At 53.8% G+C, this 22384-nt stretch carries 24 protein-coding genes; 10 read left to right on the top strand and 14 right to left on the bottom strand.

All coding sequences use genetic code 11. The annotated features are described in order from the left end of the window. Positions 1-351 precede the first annotated feature (351 nt). Together ansB and AAYN39_RS10285 are read left to right on the top strand one after the other, a co-directional pair. Entirely contained in the window at positions 352-1398 is a 1047-nt protein-coding gene (ansB, locus tag AAYN39_RS10290; RefSeq protein ID WP_000394189.1) for an L-asparaginase 2, read from the top strand. A 132-nt stretch (positions 1399-1530) separates the two neighbouring features. After that, positions 1531-2538: a DUF1202 domain-containing protein gene (locus tag AAYN39_RS10285; RefSeq protein WP_000252198.1), complete on the top strand. Its 1008-nt coding sequence runs from the start codon at positions 1531-1533 to the stop codon at positions 2536-2538. Positions 2539-2628: 90 nt separating this feature from the next. Here AAYN39_RS10285 and hemW read toward each other — a convergent pair whose 3' ends face one another. From hemW to AAYN39_RS10260, 5 genes are read right to left on the bottom strand one after another with little or no spacing between them, the layout of a single operon-like run. Beyond that, positions 2629-3765 (bottom strand): radical SAM family heme chaperone HemW, encoded by a 1137-nt coding sequence (hemW, locus tag AAYN39_RS10280; RefSeq protein ID WP_001096530.1) that lies wholly within the window; start codon positions 3763-3765, stop codon positions 2629-2631. After that, on the bottom strand, positions 3758-4351 hold the full coding sequence (locus AAYN39_RS10275; protein ID WP_001174773.1) for an XTP/dITP diphosphatase: 594 nt from the start codon (positions 4349-4351) through the stop codon (positions 3758-3760). Before AAYN39_RS10275 ends, hemW begins: the two co-directional genes overlap by 8 nt. Before the next feature lie 7 nt (positions 4352-4358). Then, on the bottom strand, positions 4359-4649 hold the full coding sequence (yggU, locus tag AAYN39_RS10270) for a DUF167 family protein YggU (RefSeq protein ID WP_001277205.1): 291 nt from the start codon (positions 4647-4649) through the stop codon (positions 4359-4361). After that, on the bottom strand, positions 4646-5212 hold the full coding sequence (locus tag AAYN39_RS10265) for a YggT family protein (RefSeq protein ID WP_001094848.1): 567 nt from the start codon (positions 5210-5212) through the stop codon (positions 4646-4648). Before AAYN39_RS10265 ends, yggU begins: the two co-directional genes overlap by 4 nt. Positions 5213-5230: 18 nt before the next feature. After that, on the bottom strand, positions 5231-5935 hold the full coding sequence (locus AAYN39_RS10260) for a YggS family pyridoxal phosphate-dependent enzyme (protein ID WP_000997790.1): 705 nt from the start codon (positions 5933-5935) through the stop codon (positions 5231-5233). Between the two features lie 17 nt (positions 5936-5952). On the opposite strand from AAYN39_RS10260, the gene AAYN39_RS10255 reads away from it, so the two are divergent. Continuing rightward, positions 5953-6933, top strand: a complete 981-nt coding sequence (locus AAYN39_RS10255) for a type IV pilus twitching motility protein PilT (RefSeq protein WP_001055657.1) — start codon at positions 5953-5955, stop codon at positions 6931-6933. A 129-nt stretch (positions 6934-7062) separates the two neighbouring features. Continuing rightward, the gene (locus AAYN39_RS10250) at positions 7063-7749 is read left to right on the top strand and encodes a global regulatory protein (protein WP_000098333.1); all 687 of its coding nucleotides are present in this window, start codon (positions 7063-7065) and stop codon (positions 7747-7749) included. A 46-nt stretch (positions 7750-7795) separates the two neighbouring features. Here the strand turns inward: AAYN39_RS10250 and ruvX are convergent, their stop codons facing one another. From ruvX to metK, 8 genes are all read right to left on the bottom strand, one after another. Then, entirely contained in the window at positions 7796-8212 is a 417-nt protein-coding gene (gene ruvX, locus AAYN39_RS10245; RefSeq protein ID WP_001285491.1) for a Holliday junction resolvase RuvX, read from the bottom strand. Then, on the bottom strand, positions 8212-8775 hold the full coding sequence (locus AAYN39_RS10240) for a YqgE/AlgH family protein (RefSeq protein WP_001053167.1): 564 nt from the start codon (positions 8773-8775) through the stop codon (positions 8212-8214). Before AAYN39_RS10240 ends, ruvX begins: the two co-directional genes overlap by 1 nt. Before the next feature lie 215 nt (positions 8776-8990). Continuing rightward, positions 8991-9938 carry a glutathione synthase gene (gene gshB / locus AAYN39_RS10235; RefSeq protein WP_000593242.1) on the bottom strand — a complete coding sequence of 316 codons (948 nt, stop codon included), beginning with the start codon at positions 9936-9938 and terminating at the stop codon, positions 8991-8993. A 19-nt stretch (positions 9939-9957) separates the two neighbouring features. Further along, entirely contained in the window at positions 9958-10689 is a 732-nt protein-coding gene (gene rsmE / locus AAYN39_RS10230; protein WP_001800534.1) for a 16S rRNA (uracil(1498)-N(3))-methyltransferase, read from the bottom strand. A 76-nt stretch (positions 10690-10765) separates the two neighbouring features. Beyond that, positions 10766-11473 (bottom strand): deoxyribonuclease I, encoded by a 708-nt coding sequence (gene endA / locus AAYN39_RS10225; RefSeq protein WP_000286121.1) that lies wholly within the window; start codon positions 11471-11473, stop codon positions 10766-10768. A 95-nt stretch (positions 11474-11568) separates the two neighbouring features. Beyond that, positions 11569-12066 carry a SprT family zinc-dependent metalloprotease gene (locus AAYN39_RS10220; RefSeq protein WP_000856775.1) on the bottom strand — a complete coding sequence of 166 codons (498 nt, stop codon included), beginning with the start codon at positions 12064-12066 and terminating at the stop codon, positions 11569-11571. A gap of 78 nt (positions 12067-12144) precedes the next feature. Beyond that, the gene (gene galP, locus AAYN39_RS10215; protein ID WP_001113171.1) at positions 12145-13539 is read right to left on the bottom strand and encodes a galactose/proton symporter; all 1395 of its coding nucleotides are present in this window, start codon (positions 13537-13539) and stop codon (positions 12145-12147) included. A gap of 492 nt (positions 13540-14031) precedes the next feature. Next, entirely contained in the window at positions 14032-15186 is a 1155-nt protein-coding gene (gene metK, locus AAYN39_RS10210; RefSeq protein WP_001062140.1) for a methionine adenosyltransferase, read from the bottom strand. Between the two features lie 55 nt (positions 15187-15241). On the opposite strand from metK, the gene AAYN39_RS10205 reads away from it, so the two are divergent. The 5 genes from AAYN39_RS10205 to speB all read left to right on the top strand — a co-directional run bounded on the left by AAYN39_RS10205 (position 15242) and on the right by speB (position 19100). Then, a complete protein-coding gene (locus AAYN39_RS10205) occupies positions 15242-15541 on the top strand; it encodes a hypothetical protein (RefSeq protein WP_001803086.1) in 300 nt (99 codons plus the stop codon). A 59-nt stretch (positions 15542-15600) separates the two neighbouring features. After that, a complete protein-coding gene (locus AAYN39_RS10200; protein ID WP_001751809.1) occupies positions 15601-15750 on the top strand; it encodes a hypothetical protein in 150 nt (49 codons plus the stop codon). Between the two features lie 85 nt (positions 15751-15835). Then, positions 15836-15967: an acid stress response protein YqgB gene (gene yqgB, locus AAYN39_RS10195; RefSeq protein WP_000729109.1), complete on the top strand. Its 132-nt coding sequence runs from the start codon at positions 15836-15838 to the stop codon at positions 15965-15967. Between the two features lie 8 nt (positions 15968-15975). Further along, positions 15976-17952: a biosynthetic arginine decarboxylase gene (speA, locus tag AAYN39_RS10190; protein ID WP_001278580.1), complete on the top strand. Its 1977-nt coding sequence runs from the start codon at positions 15976-15978 to the stop codon at positions 17950-17952. A gap of 227 nt (positions 17953-18179) precedes the next feature. Then, positions 18180-19100 carry an agmatinase gene (gene speB, locus AAYN39_RS10185; protein ID WP_000105550.1) on the top strand — a complete coding sequence of 307 codons (921 nt, stop codon included), beginning with the start codon at positions 18180-18182 and terminating at the stop codon, positions 19098-19100. Positions 19101-19200: 100 nt separating this feature from the next. Here speB and AAYN39_RS10180 read toward each other — a convergent pair whose 3' ends face one another. Then, entirely contained in the window at positions 19201-19959 is a 759-nt protein-coding gene (locus tag AAYN39_RS10180; RefSeq protein ID WP_000701830.1) for a M48 family metallopeptidase, read from the bottom strand. Positions 19960-20234: 275 nt separating this feature from the next. Between AAYN39_RS10180 and tkt the strand changes: the two genes are divergently transcribed. Next, positions 20235-22226 carry a transketolase gene (gene tkt / locus AAYN39_RS10175; RefSeq protein WP_000098658.1) on the top strand — a complete coding sequence of 664 codons (1992 nt, stop codon included), beginning with the start codon at positions 20235-20237 and terminating at the stop codon, positions 22224-22226. Positions 22227-22384 lie beyond the last annotated feature (158 nt).

The following is a 22384-nucleotide window of genomic DNA, read 5'->3' as shown; positions in this document are numbered from 1 at the left end:
TCGGGTGTGCGCTAAGCTCTTTTCGTCCCCCATTGGGACCCCCTTTTGATTTCTTGTTGAACTTTTGCAGTTGCCAGACCGCAAGATGTTTTAACAAATCAAAAGGGGTTTTAATAACTGACTTAAAGCTAAAAGCTTTCCGGAACCCCCAGCCTAGCTGGGGGTTTTCCATAGACAACAATGGCGCAGATCGTATCTGCGCCTTTTTATTCTGTTTTTTCCTGCATTTTGTTATCCATCTCTAAAAAATACTCTCTGTCGGATATATATCGCTGGTTAATCGTATGGCGTCACATTATTCGTCTGCAATATAGGGATAATGCGACCAGTTGACATAACTGGAGATATAACATGGAGTTTTTCAGGAAAACGGCATTAGCTGCTCTGGTAATGGGTTTCAGCGGCGCAGCGTTCGCTTTACCGAATATCACCATCTTAGCGACCGGCGGAACGATCGCTGGCGGCGGTGATTCAGCAACAAAATCAAATTATACGGCAGGTAAAGTCGGCGTCGAAAATCTGGTGGATGCCGTTCCTCAATTGAAGGACATTGCGGTAGTGAAAGGCGAGCAGGTCGTTAACATTGGCTCGCAGGATATGAACGATGAAGTCTGGCTCACGCTGGCGAAAAAAATCAATACCGAGTGCGACAGCACCGACGGTTTCGTGATCACCCACGGTACTGATACGATGGAAGAGACCGCTTATTTCCTCGATCTGACCGTGAAATGCAATAAACCGGTGGTACTGGTCGGCGCGATGCGTCCTTCCACGTCAATGAGCGCAGATGGCCCGTTCAACCTCTATAATGCGGTAGTAACAGCGGCTGATAAACAGTCTGCCAACCGCGGCGTGCTGGTGGTAATGAATGATACCGTCATGGACGGACGCGACGTCACTAAGACCAATACGACTGACGTGGCGACGTTTAAAGCGGTTAACTACGGCCCGCTGGGTTATATCCACAACGGTAAAATTGACTACCAGCGTACGCCAGAGCGTAAACATACCACCTCCACCCCGTTCGACGTGTCGAAGCTGACCGCGTTGCCGAAAGTCGGTATCGTTTATAACTATGCGAATGCGTCCGATCTGCCGGCAAAAGCGCTGGTAGACGCGGGTTATGACGGGATCGTGAGCGCAGGCGTGGGTAACGGCAACCTGTATAAAACGGTCTTTGATACCCTAGCGACCGCCGCGCACAACGGTACGGTAGTGGTGCGTTCTTCACGTGTGCCGACTGGCGCAACCACGCAGGATGCGGAAGTTGACGATGCAAAATACGGCTTTGTCGCTTCCGGCACGCTGAACCCGCAAAAAGCGCGTGTCTTACTGCAACTGGCGTTAACCCAGACTAAAGATCCAAAACAGATCCAGACGATGTTCAATCAGTATTAAAGATAATGCCCCGGTCGGAAGGCCGGGGCCATCTTTGGAAGACCTCTCGCACAACCAACACTATTATCTTGCTAATTATCATCCTGGTTATGATAATTGTGGGCGTCATGTCTCTGGACGGGAGGTCCACAAGTGGTTCGACAATGGATTGCTGGCGCAGCGCTGTTTGCCCTGATTTCAGGCTATAGTTGGGCAGAGGTTGCTCAACCCTCCGATAACATCTTAAAAGAACAGTTTAGTAAGCAGTACCACGGCATACTTAAACTGGATTCCATTACCTTAAAAAATCTTGATTCGACGGGCAATCAGGCCACCTGGTCTGCCGAAGGGGATATTTCTTCCCGTGAAGATATGTATACCGGCGTTGGTATGGCGGCGGATTATTATTTTGTTGAAAAAACCTGGACCAAAGATCGTCCCGTTAAATTTTCTGCCATGTTAACCAGCAAAGGGACGCCAGCCTCTGGCTGGACGGTGAGCTATTACTCATTACAAATGGCAGCCAGCGATCAGGGCCGGGCTATTGACGACATTAAAACGAATGATAAATACCTGATCGTCAACAGTGATGACTTTAACTATCGGTTTGGCAACATTGAAGCCTCCTGGCGTGCGCAGAAAGCGTCGATCCCCGGTCTTGAAGAACAACTCTCTGCCCTGGATAAGAAAATAGCGGTAGCTAAAAAAGAAGCGGACGCATATTGGGGAAAAGGCGCTGATGGGAAACCGTTGACCCGCGCCGAGGCGTTTAAAAAGACGTTAAAAGAGCGCGATGATTATGTAAAAGCCAACGATAGCAGCGTATATGCCGAGAAATACGAAAAAGAGGTCTATCAACCAGCATTAGACGCGTGTCGTAAGCAGAGTGAGCCGTGCAATGAAGCGGCTATTCAGCAGAAAAGAGATTTAGACATACACGAGCAACGGCGGCAGGTATTTTTGAAATCAGAAGAGCTGCGTCGAAAAGCGCAGAATGACTGGATAACGTTAGAGAAAGGGCAATATCCGCTGAATATAGCGGTACAGAAACTTCAGATGCAACAGAGTGATATCCGCATGAAAATCATGGATATTAATGACGGTTACGAGCGCTGGAAAAAAGATACGGACGATTTGCGTCGTAAAGGCGTTATTAAATAATGCGCTTGCTGGTGGCGCATTAACCGCCACAGGTCGGTAAGCGTCGCGCCATCAGGTATTTTACCCGCTGGCGCGACAGGCTTATCCTTGTTATTCCGCGAGAAACAACTCAAGAAGAGAGTTTAAAAACAGTTTACCGTGACGGGTAATCTGCCAGTATTGCTCGCATTCTGTCAGGTAGCCCTGGGCAATAGCCTCGTCGATTGGCTGACGAATAACCGCTTCCGTAAGCCCGGTGTAGTCGACAAATTCGGCGCGAGGCGCGCGCTCCAGCAACCGAAAACGGTTCATAAAGAACTCAAAGGGTTTATCGTCATCACTCACGTCACGCTGGCTTTCCAGGTAACGTCCCTGCATATAACCGCGTGGGTGACGGGTTTTGGTGGTGCGCAAGATCCTGCCGTCCGGGAAGGTGACTTTACCGTGGGCGCCGCAGCCAATACCCAGATAGTCGCCAAAGCGCCAGTAGTTCAGATTATGCTGGCACTGATAACCGGGTTTGGCATAGGCCGACGTTTCGTATTGCTGATAGCCCGCGGCGGTTAATAACTGGTGGCCCTGCTCAAAGATATCCCACAGCGCGTCATCGTCCGGTAAAACCGGCGGACGCGAACCGAACAAAGTGTTGGGTTCAATCGTCAATTGATACCATGAGAGATGCGGCGGATTAAGCGCAATCGCCTGTCGCAAATCATTCAGCGCCTCTTCCAGCGTTTGATCCGGCAATCCATGCATCAAGTCGAGGTTAAAGCTGCGTAGCCCAAGCCCATTTGCCAGTCTTGCTGCCCGCATCGCCTCTTGTGGACCGTGAATACGGCCAAGACGTTTCAGCTTAGGCTCACTAAAGCTCTGCACGCCAATGGAGATCCGGTTTACGCCGGCGCGCTGATAGTCGATGAAGCGGTCGGCTTCGACCGTGCCGGGGTTCGCTTCCATGGTAATTTCCGCATCCGCCGCCAGATTCAGGCGCGCACGCACGCCGTCCAGCAGCGTTTGCATCGCCGGCCCGGAAAGCAGGCTTGGCGTACCGCCGCCAATAAAAATGGTCTTTACTTCACGCCCTTGCGCCCAAGCGACGTCGGCATCCAGATCGCTTAACAGATGCTGGACGTAGTCGTCATGCGGCACCTCGCCCTTCAACGCATGGGAATTGAAGTCGCAATATGGACATTTTTGTACACACCAGGGAATATGAATATAAAGACTGAGCGGCGGTAGTTTAGCCATTGCGTAACGCATCCAGCAGCAGCTTGAGCGCTTGTCCACGGTGGGAAATCGCGCTTTTTTCTTCACGGGTCAGTTCTGCGGCGGTTTTGCCTTCAGACGGTACGAAGAAAATGGGATCATAGCCAAATCCGCCATTTCCGGCCGCCTGGCGAGTAATGACGCCAGGCCAGCTACCGTGACAGACTATCGGTGTGGGATCTTCGGCATGACGCAAATAAACCAGTACACAATGGAATCGCGCCTGGCGTTTGTCGTCCGGAACATCTCGTAGAGTATGCAGCAGTTTTTCCAGATTTTGCTGATCTGTCGCGTTTTCGCCAGAATAGCGCGCGGAATAGATACCCGGCGCGCCGCCTAAAACGTCAACGGCCAGACCGGAGTCATCGGCAATGGCGGGCAGACCGGTCATTTTAGCGGCATGGCGCGCTTTGAGAATCGCGTTTTCAATAAACGTCAGGCCGGTTTCTTCCGCAGAGTCAACGCCCAGTTTCGTTTGCGCTACCACATCAAGCCCAAAATCGCTTAACAGCGACGCGAGCTCGCGCACTTTACCGGCGTTGCCGGTTGCGAGAACAACTTTTTGCATGGAATACCTACTCAGTTAACGCCGCAATTTCCGGCGGGATCTGTTGCGGGTGAATAATTTTTACCTGTTTGTGACGGCCCAGCTCGCCTTTTTCGATGACGATCTGACTTTTCGCCACGCGAAACTGTTTACCGAGAAACTTGGTCAGATGGCTGTTTGCCTGACCGTCAACCGGCGGGGCGGTAATGGCGACTTTCACCTCGTCGCCATGTAAACCCACAATACTGTCGCGGCTGGCTTTCGGCTGAATATAAAGCCGTAACACCAGACCGTCTTCGCAGCGAGTCACAGCACTCATAGCGCCATCCACAGCCCCGGCAGCAACATGTTGCCTGTCGCTTGTAAGACTTCAGCGATCCCCATATTAACGACATACAGCAGCAGCACCAGAACCATCGGCGAGAAGTCGATGCCGCCCATCGCAGGCAGTATACGGCGAATCGGGCTGAGCAGCGGCTCGGCAAGCTGAATCAATACATATTCAATCGGGCTACGACCCTGGCTCACCCAGCTCATGATAGCCATGACCAGCAGCACCCAGAAGATCAGCAGGCCGATTGTTTTAAGTAAGATAAGCACCGCGGCAATCCAGATAATCGCCTGAAACGTAATTACCTTAAACAGCACTATCGCCTTAATAACGCTAAGAATAAACGCCACCAGCAGGGAAGCGCTGTCGATCGGCCCCATTGGCGGGATAATACGACGCAGCGGTCCGATGATGGGCTGCGTAATTTTCACCACGAACTGGGAAAAAGGGTTGTAAAAGTCACAGCGGGCCCACTGCATCCACACGCGCAATAATAGCACCATGGTATACAGCTCAATTACCGTTGAGAGCAGGAAGGTCAACGTATTCATGGCGTTCCTCAGTTTTCCTTAATTTTTTGTGTAATCACGAGCACCAAAGATAGCGGTGCCGATGCGCACCATTGTGCTACCTGCCGCAATCGCGGCTTCCATATCGTCGCTCATACCCAGAGATAAGGTATCAACGTCAGGGTAGCGCGCTTTCAGCCCGGCAAATGCTACAGCCATTTGACGTGCGACTTCAAACTGCCTTACATAATCTGACTCTGGCGCCGGGATCGCCATCAGTCCGCGAAGCCGCAGACGCGGCAGTGTAGCCACCGCAGCGGCCAGCTCATCCAGTTCCGCCAGCGGAATGCCTGATTTGCTGTTTTCATCGCTGATATTAATTTGGATCAGAACATTTAGCGCCGGCAGATTATCCGGGCGCTGTTCGCTCAGCCGCGAGGCGATACGCAGGCGATCGATGGTATGACACCAGTCAAAATGCTCGGCCACCAGCCGACTTTTGTTGGACTGTAAAGGGCCAATAAAGTGCCAGTGCAGGCCTTCCACTTTCGCTTCCTGAAAGTGGCGGATTTTTTCCACCCCCTCTTGTACATAATTTTCACCAAATGCCCGTTGTCCGGCGGCAATGGCTTCTGCGATGTCGCTCGCAGGTTTGGTTTTACTCACTGCAAGCAACGTAACTTCTTCTGAAGAGCGGCCACAACGCGTCGCCGCGGCGGAGATTTTGTCCCGGATGTGTGCCAGGTTATGCGCGATATCGTTCATTTTCCGAGGATGTTTATATGAATATGGAAGAAATTGTGACGCTTAGTGTAAAGCATAACGTCTCGGATCTACACCTGTGTAACGCCTGGCCTGCGCGATGGCGCAAACAAGGACGCATGGAGACCGCGCCTTTTACCGCGCCTGATGTCGACAGGCTTCTGCTTGATTGGCTTAATGACGCGCAACAATATCAGTGGCGAACGCACGGTCAGCTTGATTTCGCCGTCTCGCTGTCTGGCACGCGGCGCCTGCGCGCCAGTGCGTTCACACATCAACAGGGAACGTCGCTGGCGATACGGCTATTGCCCGAGCGTTGTCCTGATCTGGCGGAAATCCAGACGCCGCCGATAGTACCCGCACTGCTTGCCAGCGAGAACGGACTGATTCTGGTCACTGGCGCTACTGGCTGCGGGAAATCCACTACGCTGGCGGCGATGGTGGGACATCTTAATCAACATGCCGATAAACACATCCTGACGCTGGAAGATCCTATTGAGTACCGTTACACCAGCAAGCGTTGCCTGATACAGCAGCGGGAAATCGGCCAGCATTGCGCCACTTTTGCCGCCGGGCTGCGCGCGGCGTTACGTGAAGATCCCGATGTCATTTTACTGGGAGAGCTGCGTGACAGCGAGACCATTCGCCTGGCGCTGACGGCGGCGGAAACGGGGCATCTGGTACTGGCAACCCTGCATACTCGCGGCGCGGCGCAGGCGGTGGAAAGATTAGTGGATAGTTTTCCGGCGCAGGAAAAAGAACCGGTACGCAGTCAACTGGCGGGTAGTCTGCGCGCCGTACTATCGCAAAAACTGGAGGTCGACAGACAGGATGGGCGCGTGGCGTTGTTTGAATTACTGATTAATACGCCAGCCACAGGGAATTTGATCCGTGAAGGCAAACTCCATCAGTTGGCCCACGTGATACAAACCGGGCAGCAGCAGGGGATGATGACATTCGCCCAGAGCGCGCAATGGCGTCAGGCGCAGGGACGGCTGTAGCGAAGATGGCGGCGTAGGGAAGGGGAAGTGTTGACTGGCGCGGTGGATTGAACGGCATACAGGCTTGTATCCTGGCGAACCGGCGTTAAAATCGCAGCTTTGTTAAAACCACAGCGAAGTCATTTAACGATGTCATCACAACCGAATCAAAGCCTGATAGATGGCATTCGCTGTCTGCAATATCTGGTCTCCAGCGACCGTGCTATCGGATGTCGCGAGCTTGCCCGGCTGATGGATATTAATACCACGCGCGTTAATCGCCTGTTAATGACGATGGCCTCTATTGGACTCACGATGCAGGATGAGCACCGACGCTATTTACCCGGGCCAGGCATTCATGCTTTGGCGGCGCAGGCGATTCGCGGTTCAGCGCTGTTCTCCCATGCGTTGCCTATCCTTGAGCGACATGCGCCCAGAGACATCGTGGTGGCATTAGGCGTGCTATGGGAAGACCAGATTATCTATATTTATCACTCTACGCCGGGGGCGCAGGGAAGTCAGGCGCTGGCGGGGTTTCGCATGTGCCTGGCCTGGCAGTCGGTACCTGGGGTGGCGTTACTGGCGGCAGAAAGCGATGAGGCGCTAATGCAGCGTTTTAGTCCGGAGCAGTGGCGTAATCTGGCACCGCATGTGGCGCAGCAGCGCCAGCGGGGATACGTGCTGTGGCATCACGCTGATGGTGAAGTTTCTATGGCGCAACCGCTAGACAAGCACGCCGCAGCGCTGGCCTTTGCGGGAATGTGGCGGATTGATGAGGCGGAGGCGGCTGCGCGTTTACAGGCGTTGAAGGCATTAAACCAGCTTATTGCCCAGTAAGCCTGGCAACCGTGACCGCGTTATCCGCCTGCTGACAAAAACGGCTTTAATACCCCTGTTCAAAATAGCTTTCGAGGATAATCACGGCGGAGGCCGAGTCCACTTTGCCTTTATTCAGCGCGCGATACCCACCTCGTTCAAACAGACCGGAGCGTGCTTCAACGGTGCTGAGTCGTTCATCGTGTAGCGTGACAGTTACCCCGAAGCGCCCATGAATACGGTTGGCGAATTTACGGGCGCGCGCCGTCAGCGGTTGTTCAGTGCCATCCATATTGAGCGGTAGCCCGACAATAATTTCGTCCGGCTGCCACTCTTTCAGCAAACGTTCAATGAGCGTCCAGTCGGGCGTGCCGTCCTGTGCTTTGATTGCCGGAAGCGGACGGGCGGTGCCGGTAATGCGTTGTCCTATTGCAACGCCGATGCTTTTTGTGCCGAAGTCAAAGGCCAGTAAGGTGTCGCTCATCAGGCGTGCCCCGCAACGCCAGGCATGGTCAGAATATCAATGCCAATAAGTTTTGCCGCTTCGCGCCAGCGCTCGGCAATGGGCGTTTTGAACAAAATATTGAGATCGGCGGGCGCGGTAAGCCAGGCGTTATCAAGCAACTCTTGTTCAAGCTGGCCTTTATCCCAGGAGGCGTAGCCCAGCGCGACCAGCACATCGGAAGGCTGTTGTTGGGTACCTAACGTTTCCAGCACATCGCGGGAGGTGGTAATCACGGTATTGTCTGAGATACGAATGCTGGAGGCGAAACGTGACGGCGGAGTATGGAGAATAAATCCGCGATCTTCCGCCAGCGGGCCGCCGAGCATCACGGCTTTATCAAGACGAATTGCCGAATCGCGCGGTTCCGGCGTAATTTTTAGTTTTTCCAGAATCCCTTCAATTTGCAGATTTTCCAAAGGCTTATTAATAATAATCCCCATAGCGCCGTCCTGGTTGTGCTCGCAAATATACACCACGGAACGGCGGAAAATCGGGTCCTGGAGCGCAGGCATGGCAATAAGAAAGTGATGCTGTAAATTCATTGTCAGAGGTTCTGTTTCCTGGTTCAAAAAAACGACAGCGTTCAGTATGTGGGGAAAGCGGACGGTTGTCACTCATATAAGCCGTCTTTTGCCAAAGGACGGCGGCCTTATCGGGCAATAGACTGCCGGATGGCGATGCTGACGCGCCGCCTTATCCGACCGGGGCGGCGTGATTGCTCAGGCCCGGTAAGCGCACGCCACCGGGCAATAAACTTTTACTTCGCCAGACGCGCTTCGATGGCGTCCATCAACATCCCGGTGATAGAGATCGGGTATTCCGCTTCAATTTCACGCACGCAGGTTGGGCTGGTCACGTTAATTTCCGTTAAGCGGTCGCCGATAATATCCAGACCGACAAAAATAAGCCCTTTGGCTTTAAGCGTTGGTCCAACGCGGCGGGCGATTTCCCAGTCGCTTTCGCTCAACGGACGGGGTTCGCCGCGACCACCAGCCGCTAGGTTGCCGCGGGTTTCGCCGCCCTGCGGAATACGCGCCAGGCAGTAAGGCACCGGCTCGCCGTCGACGACCAGTACGCGCTTATCGCCATCTTTGATCGCGGGCAGATAGTTCTGCGCCATGCAGTAGCGGTTGCCTAGCTCGGTCAGCGTTTCGGCGATAACGCCTATGTTAGGATCGCCTTCCTTAACGCGGAAAATGGACGCGCCGCCCATACCGTCCAGCGGTTTCATAATGATATCGCCGTGCTTTTCCCAAAACGCTTTGAGCTGCGCTTTATTGCGCGTTACCAGCGTTTCCGGCGTCAGGTCGGCAAACCAGGCAGTATACAGTTTTTCATTACAGTCGCGCAGGCTTTGCGGTTTGTTGACGATAAGCGTCCCTTCCTCTTCAGCGCGTTCCAGAATATAGGTTGCATAAATAAACTCGGTATCAAACGGCGGATCTTTGCGCATCAAAATGACGTCCAGATCGGCGAGTTTAATCTCCTGCTCGCTGCCGAACTCGTACCATTTATCGTAATTTTGCTCCACGCTCAACGTTCGCGTGCAGGCGCGGGCTTCGCCGTTAATCAGATAAAGGTCGGCCATCTCCATATAATGAAGTTCATAACCACGACGTTGGGCTTCCAGCAGCATAGCGAAACTGGTGTCTTTCTTGATGTTGATGTGTGCGATGGGGTCCATCACGATGCCGAGCTTGATCATTATTTTCTCCGTTAACGCTTCATCCTAAGTCGCCAAAACGCACCTGTAGCGCGGTAATGGCGGTGAGCGCGGTTGTCTCAGTACGCAGAACGCGAGGTCCTAACAGAATATCAGTAAACTGATAGCGCGCGGTCATCGCGATTTCGTCCGCCGACAGCCCGCCTTCCGGGCCGATCAGCAGTCGGACGCGTTCAACCGGCAGCGGCAGAGTGTTGATGCTGGCATGGGCGCGCGGATGAAGATTGAGCCTCAGCCCGGAATCTTGCTCGGCGCACCAGGCTTCCAGCGCCATCGGCGGGCGAATTTCCGGCACCCGGTTACGCCCGCATTGTTCGCAGGCGGCGATGGCGATCTTTTGCCACTGCTGGCGCTTTTTGTTCAGACGTTCATTATCCAGTTTAACGCCACAGCGCTCAGAGAACAGTGGCGTAATGAGGCTTACACCTAGTTCGATCGATTTCTGGATAGTAAATTCCATTTTTTCACCGCGCGACATCACCTGGCCCAGATGGATATGTAGCGGCGATTCACGATCGTCGATTTCGCCTTTCATCACTTGCACTTCAACGCTTTTCTTACTGGCGCTAATGATTTCAGCATCGAATACCTGATTGCTGCCGTCAAACAGCTGTAACGCTTGTCCCGCTCCCATGCGCAGTACACGACCAATATGGTTGGCCGCATCTTCGCATAACGAAATCTGCGTACCGGACGTCAACAATTCAGGGTGATAAATGCGGGGAATACGCATAATAAAAAAATCCGCGTCATGGCCCCGGCGTTTGGCTATCCAGGGCATGGGTTAACAAGAATCCCGCTAGTGTAGGTTAGCTCTTTCGCGCCTGGCAAGCGCGTTGCACATAGGGATTATGATTACCCTGGACCTTCGCGATACGCGCATCGCGCTCGCACTCCCAGGCGGTAACGGGGTACTGCTTATCCCAGACGTTAAAAAGCTGCGTTTGTTGGCGGGAAAGTTTCAGTTGGTATTGGTCGCGCATATAAAAATAAGTGCGGGCGATTGCGCCACGGGCGCGGGCGGGCGGCTCGGCGAGCTTCGCTTTAAAATCCACTTTCATGGCGCACTGCCCGTACTGACCTTCGCCGCCGTTCCACTGGCTATACATAAAGTTGCCGCGATCGCCATTCACTTCGCCAATCGCGGGTTGCAGGTTATGCATATCGCTTTCCATTTTGCAGTAGACCGGGTCTTTAGCGCAGTTTTTTCGCCCGCCGTCCTGCCAGCACTGGCGCTGATGACCGAATTGCCAGGCGGGGACAACGTGCTCCCACTCAATGCGTCTGGCGCGATTCTCGTTTTTACGCACCTTATAGCCGCAGGACTCCAGGTCTACGACGCCTTTTTTACCCTGCCAGCGGATTTGGCACCCGCAGTAAAAGCTGCCGGGCGCGTCGGCATTGACTTTGACGCTCGCCGCTTTGGCCTGAGAAAAATTGTTAATGCCGTCGGCCAATGCCTGGCCTGAAAACGCTGCGGCCAGCAACGCAGCAGCAAAAGAAAAATTACGGTACATTGCACACTCCATAGCAAAACGAGCCCGCAACGTAGCGAAAGTTGTGTCTGTATGCAATCAGTCCGCTCAGGAAAGTTCCCGGACGTTTCGGGGAACTACCCGGCGACCAGTGGTTCGCCGCAGTGAACGCAACGATAAACCGCTTCGCCGCGTACCACACGGTTATGACGGCGGACGGTGAGTTGATGTTGCTGGCATTGGCAATGGTAGGGAAAGGTATTGCGCCGTACGGATTGCAGCGCAAATTGATGAGTACGTCTGGCCGGAACGCCCAGCACGCTTTCCATCATCCACTTCCATTCCTTGCCATGCGGAGCCTTGCGTCCGAAGTGCTTCCACACCAACAGATGCGCCAGTTCATGCGGCACGACCTCTGCAATAAAGGTGTCGATGTTTTCCAGCAGTAACACCGGGTTGAGGCGGATTTCGTAGCTCTCCAGCCAGGCGGTGCCCGCCGAGGTGCCGCGTTGCGTATACACCAGTTTCGGCTCCGGATAATGTCTATCGAGCTTGAGGTTCGCCTGGGCGAGATTTTCCCGCAGACGGCGCATCACGGCCTGCTGGATAGCGATAGGGAGACGAGGGGTTTTCATAGCGGCAGAGAATAGTGCGACGGAAGAGGGACTGCAAGAAAAACGCTTCCTCCTGTGGCAGGAGGAAGCGTGGAGGGATTAGTCGTGGGCGCCGATTTCGCGCAGTTTACGACCTTTCATCAGGTTACGTTCAATGTGTTCCAGCGAAACGTGTTTGGTTTCCGGCACCAGCCACAGGGTCAGCAGGATAAACAGCACGTTCAGGCCAGCGTAGACCCAGAAGGTGTTGGCGTTACCCAGATTGTTCAGCATGGTCAGGAACGTTGCGCCGACGATCATATTGGCGATCCAGTTGGTCGCGGTGGAGCAGGTGATGCCGAAATCGCGGCCTTTGAGCGGCTGGATTTCGGAGCACAGTACCCAAATCAGCGGACCAGCGCTCATCGCAAATCCAATGATGAACATCAGCAGCATAGCGATAGCGAAGTATTGCGCAGACGGTGAATGGATGCCGATGTGCATCATCGTACCCAGAATCCCCATACCAATCGCCATGACCAGGAAGCCCAGCGTCAGGGTCGGCTTGCGGCCCCAGCGGTCAACCAGGCCGATAGCGATGAAGGTTGCCAGCACGTTAGTCAGACCAACAATAACGGTGCCCCACATCTGCTCCGTGGTATTCGTGTACCCCGCCAGTTCGAAGATTTTCGGCGCGTAATACATGATGACGTTCATCCCGGTAAATTGCTGCATTACCTGCAACAAAATGCCAAGAAACACGGCGCGGCGGAAGTTGCTGTTCTCTTTGAACAGCGCCCAACCGCTCTGTTTAACCTGCAAACTTTCGCGAATTTCATCGAGCTCACGTTTTGCTTCCGCACTGGTGTCACGCAGGCGCAACAGGACGCGTTCAGCATCATGGAAACGGCGTTTCGCCGCAAACCAGCGCGGGCTGTCCGGCAGGAAGAAGACGCCGATCAGCAGCAGAATGGCCGGGATGATGATCACGCCGAGCATCCAGCGCCATGCGCCGCTGTAGCTGAACGCGGTATCGGACAGATAAGCGCCCAGAATCCCGATGGTGATCATGAGTTGGTACATTGAGATCATACTGCCGCGAATTTTTTCCGGCGCGATCTCGGACAGGTACAACGGTGCAGTGTAGGAAGCGACGCCGACGGCCAGACCCAGCAGCACGCGAGAAATAATCAGGACTTCAACGTTAGGCGCCGCAGCGGAGAACAGCGAACCGGCGACGAACAGGATAGCGCCGATCATCAGGCTTTTTTTACGACCCAGCTTAAAGGAGAGCCAGCCGCTGCCGACAGCGCCGACGGCCGCGCCAAACATCATGGAGCTGACCACCCATTCCTGAGTGTGTGCGGTAATCTGAAACTCGTCGGTAATGAAGGGTAAAGCACCGGCGATAACGCCGATATCCAGGCCAAAAAGTAATCCTGCCAGGGCTGCAAGAAAGCAGACAAAAAATGTCATGGCCTTGTTGGAACGCCCTTGTTTTTTATTGTCAGGCATTATGCCCTCCGGTTGGGTTAGCAATTTTATCGATGTTAAGAGTAGGTGAGTACGCCGTAAAAAGATGTGAGGCTAATCACAATGGTGTAATCGTTTACACTACTATTTATCTCGGTGATTATTTAATTATCTGAAAAATAATAGTTTTAATAATCTTATAACCCTATCAATCGCCTGGTATTCAGACAAAGCTGAAAAACTATGTAACATTTTCATCGCAGAGTTAGCATACCGACAGTGAGGTGGTCAGTTCTCAATGAAAATGAATGTAACCGCTTTCATAGCTGCTGAAACTGAATGATGAAAAGTGTAGTCGAAGAAACGAAAGAGGAGAGCGGATTGTGCTGCGCATCACAAAAAGGTCAGTATAAATACACGCTGGAACATCTAATAACGTTGCGTGTATCAGCAATGATAAAGGCCAGCAGGGCGCTGGCCTTGATAAGTACGGTATGGTTTACCTGACTGAAAAACAGCGTCAGGCGCGGGCGATTATTTCAGACCGGCAGCATCGCGCAGCAGTTGCGCTTTGTCGGTTTTTTCCCATGGGAAGTTTTCGCGACCGAAGTGGCCGTAAGCCGCAGTTTCTTTGTAGATCGGGTGCAGCAGATCCAGCATCTGAATCAAGCCGTACGGGCGCAGGTCGAAGAATTCGCGCACCAGCAGAATCAACTGTTCAGCAGGCACTTTTTCAGTACCGAACGTTTCCACCATGATGGACGTCGGCTCCGCTACGCCGATAGCGTAGGAGACCTGGATTTCACAGCGATCCGCCAGACCTGCCGCCACGATGTTTTTCGCGACATAACGCGCAGCGTAAGCTGCAGAACGGTCAACTTTAGACGGATCTTTACCGGAGAAGGCGCCGCCGCCGTGACGCGCCATACCGCCGTAGGTATCAACGATGATCTTACGACCGGTCAGACCACAATCGCCCATCGGGCCGCCGATAACAAAACGCCCGGTTGGGTTGATAAAAAACTTAGTGGACGTATTTAACCATTCAGACGGCAGAATGGGTTTGATGATCTCTTCCATCACCGCTTCTTGCAGCGATTTTTGGTCGATATCTTCTGCGTGCTGCGTAGAGAGAACCACGGCGTCGATACCGACGATTTTGCCGTCGTCATACTGGAAAGTGACCTGGCTTTTTGCATCCGGACGCAACCATGGCAGGGTGCCATTTTTACGCACTTCAGCCTGACGCTGTACCAGACGGTGCGCGTAGGTGATTGGCGCAGGCATCAGTACGTCGGTTTCATTTGTCGCGTAGCCAAACATCAGGCCCTGGTCGCCCGCGCCTTGTTCCAGCGGGTCTGCGCGGTCAACGCCCTGGTTGATATCCGGAGACTGTTTGCCAATTGCGCTCAGTACCGCGCAAGAGTTGGCGTCAAAGCCCATGTCGGAATGCACATAGCCAATTTCGCGCACCGTATTACGGGTAATCTCTTCGATATCGACCCAGGCGCTGGTGGTGATCTCACCGCCAACTAAAACCATGCCGGTTTTAACGTAGGTTTCACAGGCGACGCGTGCTTTCGGATCCTGTTGCAGGATAGCGTCCAACACGGCATCAGAGATTTGGTCTGCGATTTTGTCAGGATGCCCTTCTGATACGGACTCAGACGTAAAAAGGTGTTTTGCCATATTTAATTTCACCTAAGGAGAATTTAGTTAGCTCAAACTGTTGTGCGGAATAGTCATGACAGAAGATTCTACCATGAGTCTGAAGGTTACTAACACTGGCAGTCTGAGTGTTAATCAGTATGGATGGATTAACATCTGGACGGCTATTTTAGGTCACTTCTTCGCCCAATTTCCAGCTTTTTTTGAAGGCCGTCGCAATGTCGGTCAAAATCAGGCGGTAAACGTTTCTGATAATGCTGACATTATGCGCATTTATGCTTTGCTTTTTTTCTGCGTTCTGGGTATAAAACGCGACGCGCGGCTCATACAAAAGCACACGACGTTTTCTTCGTGTCGCCACTTCCAGCCGGGTTAAAACGTTGCTTTGGCTTGTGGGTTCGTCTTACGAGGCGGCCGTGGAGGTGATACGAGATAATGAACCGTTGTATTCTGCTGAATCTGTCGCATCGTTCTGGTGCGCGCATGTCTCCCGCAATCTGCATCTCTGCTTTGCATACCTGCCGATGTTATACCCATCTCGGCGCTTCTCAGGATTCCAGAGCCGGCAATGGCGCTGAAGACTGAACAAGGGCGCTCTTGTTAACGCAAGAGTTTTCTCGTGGTTTCGCCGAACCGTTATCTGTGAGTTCGGTTACGTGTTTACAATGATATGAAAAAGAAACCGGTCGCGCAGGCGGAGCATCAGCGCTATCTGCTGGAAAATCCGCTTGTCTATGGGTTGTTATCGCGTCTTCGGATTGCGATAGTAGTCAACTGTTTTACACTTGCTAATAAAAATTGAGGTTCGCTATGTCTGACGACATGTCTATGGGTTCGCCTTCGTCAGCAGGCGAACAGGGTGTACTACGCTCCATGCAGGAGGTTGCAATGAGCTCCCAGGAAGCCAGCAAGATGCTGCGCACTTACAATATTGCCTGGTGGGGCAATAACTACTACGACGTCAACGAGCTGGGCCATATTAGCGTATGCCCCGATCCCGACGTACCGGAAGCGCGTGTCGATCTTGCCAAACTGGTGAAAGCGCGCGAAGCGCAAGGTCAGCGTCTGCCGGCGCTGTTCTGCTTCCCGCAGATCCTGCAACACCGTTTGCGTTCAATTAACGCGGCGTTTAAGCGTGCGCGTGAATCTTACGGTTATAACGGCGACTACTTCCTCGTTTATCCGATTAAGGTCAATCAGCATCGCCGCGTGATCGAGTCCCTTATCCATTCCGGTGAACCGTTGGGGCTGGAAGCGGGGTCGAAAGCGGAATTGATGGCGGTGCTGGCGCATGCCGGCATGACCCGTAGCGTGATCGTCTGTAATGGTTATAAAGACCGTGAATATATTCGGCTGGCGCTGATTGGCGAGAAGATGGGCCATAAGGTTTATCTGGTCATCGAAAAGATGTCTGAAATCGCGATTGTGCTGGAAGAGGCCGAGCGCCTGAACGTGGTTCCTCGCCTGGGCGTGCGTGCGCGTCTGGCCTCTCAGGGGTCCGGTAAGTGGCAATCCTCCGGCGGCGAAAAATCAAAATTCGGCCTGGCGGCGACGCAGGTGCTGCAACTGGTGGAGACCCTGCGTGACGCTGGGCGTCTGGACAGTCTGCAACTGTTGCACTTCCACCTGGGATCGCAGATGGCGAACATTCGCGATATCGCGACCGGCGTGCGCGAGTCCGCGCGTTTCTATGTTGAGCTGCATAAGCTGGGCGTTAATATCCAGTGCTTCGACGTGGGCGGCGGTCTGGGCGTGGATTATGAAGGTACCCGCTCGCAGTCCGACTGTTCGGTGAACTATGGCCTGAACGAATATGCCAATAACATCATCTGGGCGATTGGCGATGCCTGCGAAGAGCATGGTTTACCGCATCCGACGGTGATTACCGAGTCTGGGCGCGCCGTCACTGCGCACCATACGGTACTGGTCTCTAACATTATCGGCGTGGAGCGTAACGAATACACGGATCCGACCGCCCCTGCTGAAGATGCGCCGCGCGCGCTGCAAAATCTGTGGGAAACCTGGCAGGAGATGCATAAGCCTGGCACCCGCCGCTCGCTGCGTGAATGGCTGCATGATAGCCAAATGGATCTGCACGATATTCATATCGGCTACTCTTCCGGCGCGTTTAGTTTGCAGGAGCGCGCCTGGGCGGAGCAACTTTATCTCAGCATGTGCCATGAAGTGCAGAAGCAACTGGACCCGCAAAACCGTGCGCATCGCCCGATTATCGACGAACTGCAAGAGCGGATGGCGGACAAAATGTACGTCAACTTCTCGCTGTTCCAGTCGATGCCGGACGCGTGGGGAATCGATCAGCTCTTTCCGGTGCTGCCGCTGGAAGGGTTAGATCAGGTACCGGAACGTCGTGCCGTGCTGCTGGATATTACCTGTGATTCCGATGGCGCTATCGACCACTATATCGATGGCGACGGTATCGCCACGACGATGCCGATGCCGGAATACGATCCAGAGAATCCGCCGATGCTCGGCTTCTTTATGGTCGGCGCCTATCAGGAGATCCTCGGTAACATGCACAACCTGTTTGGCGATACTGAAGCGGTTGACGTGTTTGTCTTCCCGGATGGTAGTGTCGAGGTTGAGTTGTCGGACGAAGGCGATACCGTTGCGGATATGCTGCAATATGTGCAACTGGATCCGAAAACGCTATTAACGCATTTCCGCGACCAGGTAAAACAGACGGATCTGGACGATGCGTTGCAGCAGCAGTTCCTTGAGGAATTTGAAGCGGGACTGTACGGTTATACTTATCTTGAAGATGAGTAGCCGTTGATGCCCGGCGGCGCTGCGCTTACCGGGCCTACGAATGCAGGCTGGATAAGGTAAAGCCGCCACCCGGCAGAATGCTATACTCACTTGAACCCGTATGAATTAACGGCGATAATTCGCTGCAATAGCGATTTACAAATCAATCCCTTCCTCGTCGGGTTTAACGACGCGGAGGGGATTTTTTTCATCTGTTTTAATGCAACGACTCTAAAAGAGGTCAGGACATGAGCACTTTAGGTCATCAGTACGATAACTCACTGGTTTCTAATGCGTTTGGTTTTTTACGTCTGCCAATGAACTTCCAGCCGTATGACAGCGATGCCGACTGGGTGATCACTGGCGTACCGTTTGATATGGCAACGTCCGGTCGCGCTGGCGGCCGTCATGGCCCGGCGGCGATCCGTCAGGTGTCGACCAACCTCGCCTGGGAACATCACCGTTTCCCGTGGAATTTTGACATGCGCGAGCGCCTGAACGTCGTGGACTGCGGCGATCTGGTGTATGCGTTTGGCGATGCCCGTGAAATGAGCGAAAAATTACAGGCGCACGCTGAAAAACTGCTGTCTGCAGGCAAGCGTATGCTCTCTTTCGGCGGCGACCACTTCGTCACGCTGCCGCTGCTGCGCGCCCACGCGAAACATTTTGGCAAAATGGCGCTGGTACATTTTGACGCGCATACCGATACCTACGCTAACGGCTGCGAATTCGATCACGGCACGATGTTCTACACCGCGCCGAAAGAAGGCCTGATCGATCCGCATCATTCGGTACAGATCGGTATTCGCACTGAGTTTGACAAAGACAATGGCTTTACCGTGCTGGATGCCTGCCAGGTCAACGATCGCGGCGTGGATGATATTCTCGCTCAGGTGAAACAGATCGTCGGCGATATGCCGGTCTATCTGACCTTTGATATCGACTGTCTGGACCCGGCGTTTGCGCCTGGCACCGGTACGCCGGTGATCGGTGGTTTGACCTCCGATCGCGCCATTAAGCTGGTACGTGGTCTGAAAGATCTGAACATTGTCGGTATGGATGTAGTGGAAGTCGCGCCGGCTTACGATCAGTCGGAGATCACCGCTCTGGCGGCCGCGACGCTGGCATTAGAAATGCTCTATATCCAGGCGGCGAAGAAGGGCGAGTAAGTTGTTTTGCCGGATGGCACTGCGCTTATCCGGCCTACGCTTACCGGGCCTGTGTAGGCCGGATAAGGCGTTCACGCCGCCATCCGGCACTGTTCGGGGATTATTTGATCCCGTCCGCGCTCATACGATCGCGCACATGCTGTGCGCGTGCGGCGGACGCCGGGTGATCGTCGAACATTGAGCTTTGACGACCCGCTTCCAGTTTTGCCAGTTTCTCAAAGCTGGTGGCGAGTCCTGCCGGACTGATACCGCGTTTGCGCAACAGATCGTAAGAATAATCATCCGCTTCGGACTCCTGACGCTGAGAGAACTGCGAGTTCACCAGTTTTTCGCCAAGATCGCCAAGCTGTGATTGCGACAGGCTGCCGACAACGCCTCCTGCCGATGCCGCCGCAACGCGCACGGCGTTAGTGCCCAGCGCGACCTGCATCCCTTTCTTTACATGACCCAGAGCGACATGGCCCATTTCATGACCGATCACGGCTTCAACTTCGTTGTCGGTCATCATATCCATCAGTCCGCTGTAGACGCGGATACAACCGTTCGCCATGGCAAACGCGTTGACGTCTTTCGTCTCGTAAACTTTATAGTTCACCGGCTGGCCGTTAATGTTATCCCCCAGCGCGGCGGCAATTTTTGCCAGTCGTTTAGTGTATTCGCTGCTCGCCGGCGCGATTTTCGCTTTGCTGTCGAGCTCTTGACAGGATTGATCGCTCAACGCTTTTACCTGCGCATCGCTTAACGTATAGGCCTGAAAAGCTTCAGCGCCCGAAGAAAGCAGTCCATTAGAGTCCATATTCTGGCAACCGGTCAGCACCGTCGCCATGCCCAAAGCAAGCAGTAAAGCGCGAATTTTCATTTTTCTCTTCCATACGAATTAATATTATTTTGAAATGCGCCCGTTGCAGATGAATTAGCGCCTGGGTTAAGTATAAAGAAAAGCGTGGCAGGCAAGTTAGCTAATTGCGCAACATGCGAGCACGATCCGGAGATTTCTGAAGCGGTAAAAGGATGTTCCATGTACATGACGCGCGGCTTGGGGTAAATTGTTGGCAAATTTTCCGGCGTAGCCCAAAACGCGCTGTCGTCAAGTCGTTACGGGCATGGCCTTTCAACATCCGATCTGGAGTCAAAATGTCCTCACGTAAAGAGCTTGCCAATGCTATTCGTGCGCTGAGCATGGACGCAGTACAGAAAGCCAAATCCGGTCACCCGGGTGCCCCGATGGGTATGGCTGACATTGCCGAAGTCCTGTGGCGTGATTTCCTGAACCACAACCCGACCAACCCGTCTTGGGCCGACCGCGACCGCTTCGTGCTGTCCAATGGCCACGGCTCAATGCTGATTTACAGCCTGCTGCACCTCACCGGTTATGACCTGCCGATGTCCGAACTGCAGAATTTCCGTCAGCTACATTCAAAAACCCCTGGTCACCCGGAAGTGGGCTACACCGCTGGCGTTGAAACCACTACCGGCCCGCTGGGGCAGGGTATTGCCAACGCCGTCGGGATGGCGATTGCCGAGAAAACTCTGGCGGCGCAGTTTAACCGTCCTGGCCACGACATCGTTGACCACTTCACCTACGTCTTTATGGGCGACGGCTGCATGATGGAAGGCATTTCTCACGAAGTGTGCTCTCTGGCTGGTACTCTGAAACTGGGCAAACTGATCGCGTTCTATGATGACAACGGTATCTCTATCGATGGTCATGTTGAAGGCTGGTTCACCGATGACACCGCGAAACGTTTTGAAGCCTACGGCTGGCACGTTATCCGTGGCATTGACGGTCACGATGCCGACGCCATTAAACGTGCCACGGAAGAAGCTCGCGCCGTGACTGACAAACCGTCCCTGCTGATGTGCAAAACCATCATCGGCTTCGGTTCGCCGAACAAACAGGGTACCCACGATTCCCACGGCGCGCCGCTGGGCGACGCGGAAATCGCGCTGACCCGCGAACAGTTGGGCTGGAAATACGCGCCGTTCGAAATCCCGTCTGAAATCTACGCCCAGTGGGATGCGAAAGAAGCCGGCCAGGCGAAAGAGTCTGCATGGAATGAGAAATTCGCGGCTTATGAGAAAGCCTTCCCGCAGGAAGCTGCTGAATTCACTCGTCGTATGAAAGGCGACATGCCGGCTGACTTCAATGCGAAAGCGAATGAGTTCATCGCTAAACTGCAGGCGAATCCATCCAAAATCGCCAGCCGTAAAGCGTCCCAGAATGCCATCGAAGCCTTCGGTCCGCTGTTGCCGGAATTCCTCGGCGGCTCCGCTGACCTGGCACCGTCTAACCTGACCCTGTGGTCCGGTTCGAAAGCGATTAACGAAGATGCCGCAGGTAACTACATTCATTACGGTGTGCGCGAATTCGGTATGACCGCTATCGCCAACGGTATCGCCCTGCACGGCGGTTTCCTGCCGTACACCTCCACCTTCCTGATGTTCGTCGAATATGCCCGTAACGCAGTGCGTATGGCAGCGTTGATGAAACAGCGTCAGGTGATGGTCTATACCCACGACTCCATCGGTCTGGGCGAAGATGGCCCGACGCACCAGCCGGTCGAGCAGGTGGCAAGCCTGCGCGTAACGCCGAACATGTCCACATGGCGTCCGTGCGACCAGGTGGAATCCGCGGTGGCGTGGAAATATGGCGTAGAGCGTCAGGATGGCCCAACCGCGCTGATTCTGTCCCGTCAGAACCTGGCGCAGCAGGAGCGTACTGAAGAGCAACTGGCGAATATCGCCCGCGGTGGTTACGTACTGAAAGATTGTGCGGGCCAGCCGCAGATTATCTTCATTGCGACCGGTTCTGAGGTTGAGCTGGCGGTTGCCGCCTACGAAAAACTGACTGCCGAAGGCGTGAAGGCGCGCGTGGTTTCCATGCCGTCCACCGACGCGTTCGACAAGCAGGATGCGGCCTACCGTGAATCCGTGCTGCCGAAAGCGGTCTCTGCGCGTGTGGCGATTGAAGCGGGTATCGCTGACTACTGGTTCAAATACGTCGGCCTGAACGGCGCTATTGTCGGGATGACCACCTTCGGTGAATCCGCCCCGGCAGAGCTGCTGTTTGAAGAGTTTGGCTTCACGGTGGACAACGTGATCGCCAAAGCGAAAGCGCTGCTGTAATCCTTAATACGGCATAAAACGGGTCGCTTCGGCGACCCGTTTTTTGTCTATGGAAAACCCCCAGCTAGGCTGGGGGTTCCGGAAAGCTTTCAGCTTTAAGCCAGTTATTAAAACCCCTTTTGATTTGTTAAAACATCTTGCGGTCTGGCAACTGCAAA

Origin of the sequence: Salmonella sp. K21076, from assembly GCF_039650795.1 — a bacterium.
In the GTDB taxonomy this organism is placed as follows: Bacteria; Pseudomonadota; Gammaproteobacteria; order Enterobacterales; family Enterobacteriaceae; genus Salmonella; species Salmonella enterica.
Note: the sequence above shows the minus strand (reverse complement) of the source record. Positions and strands in the feature narration are given on the sequence as shown.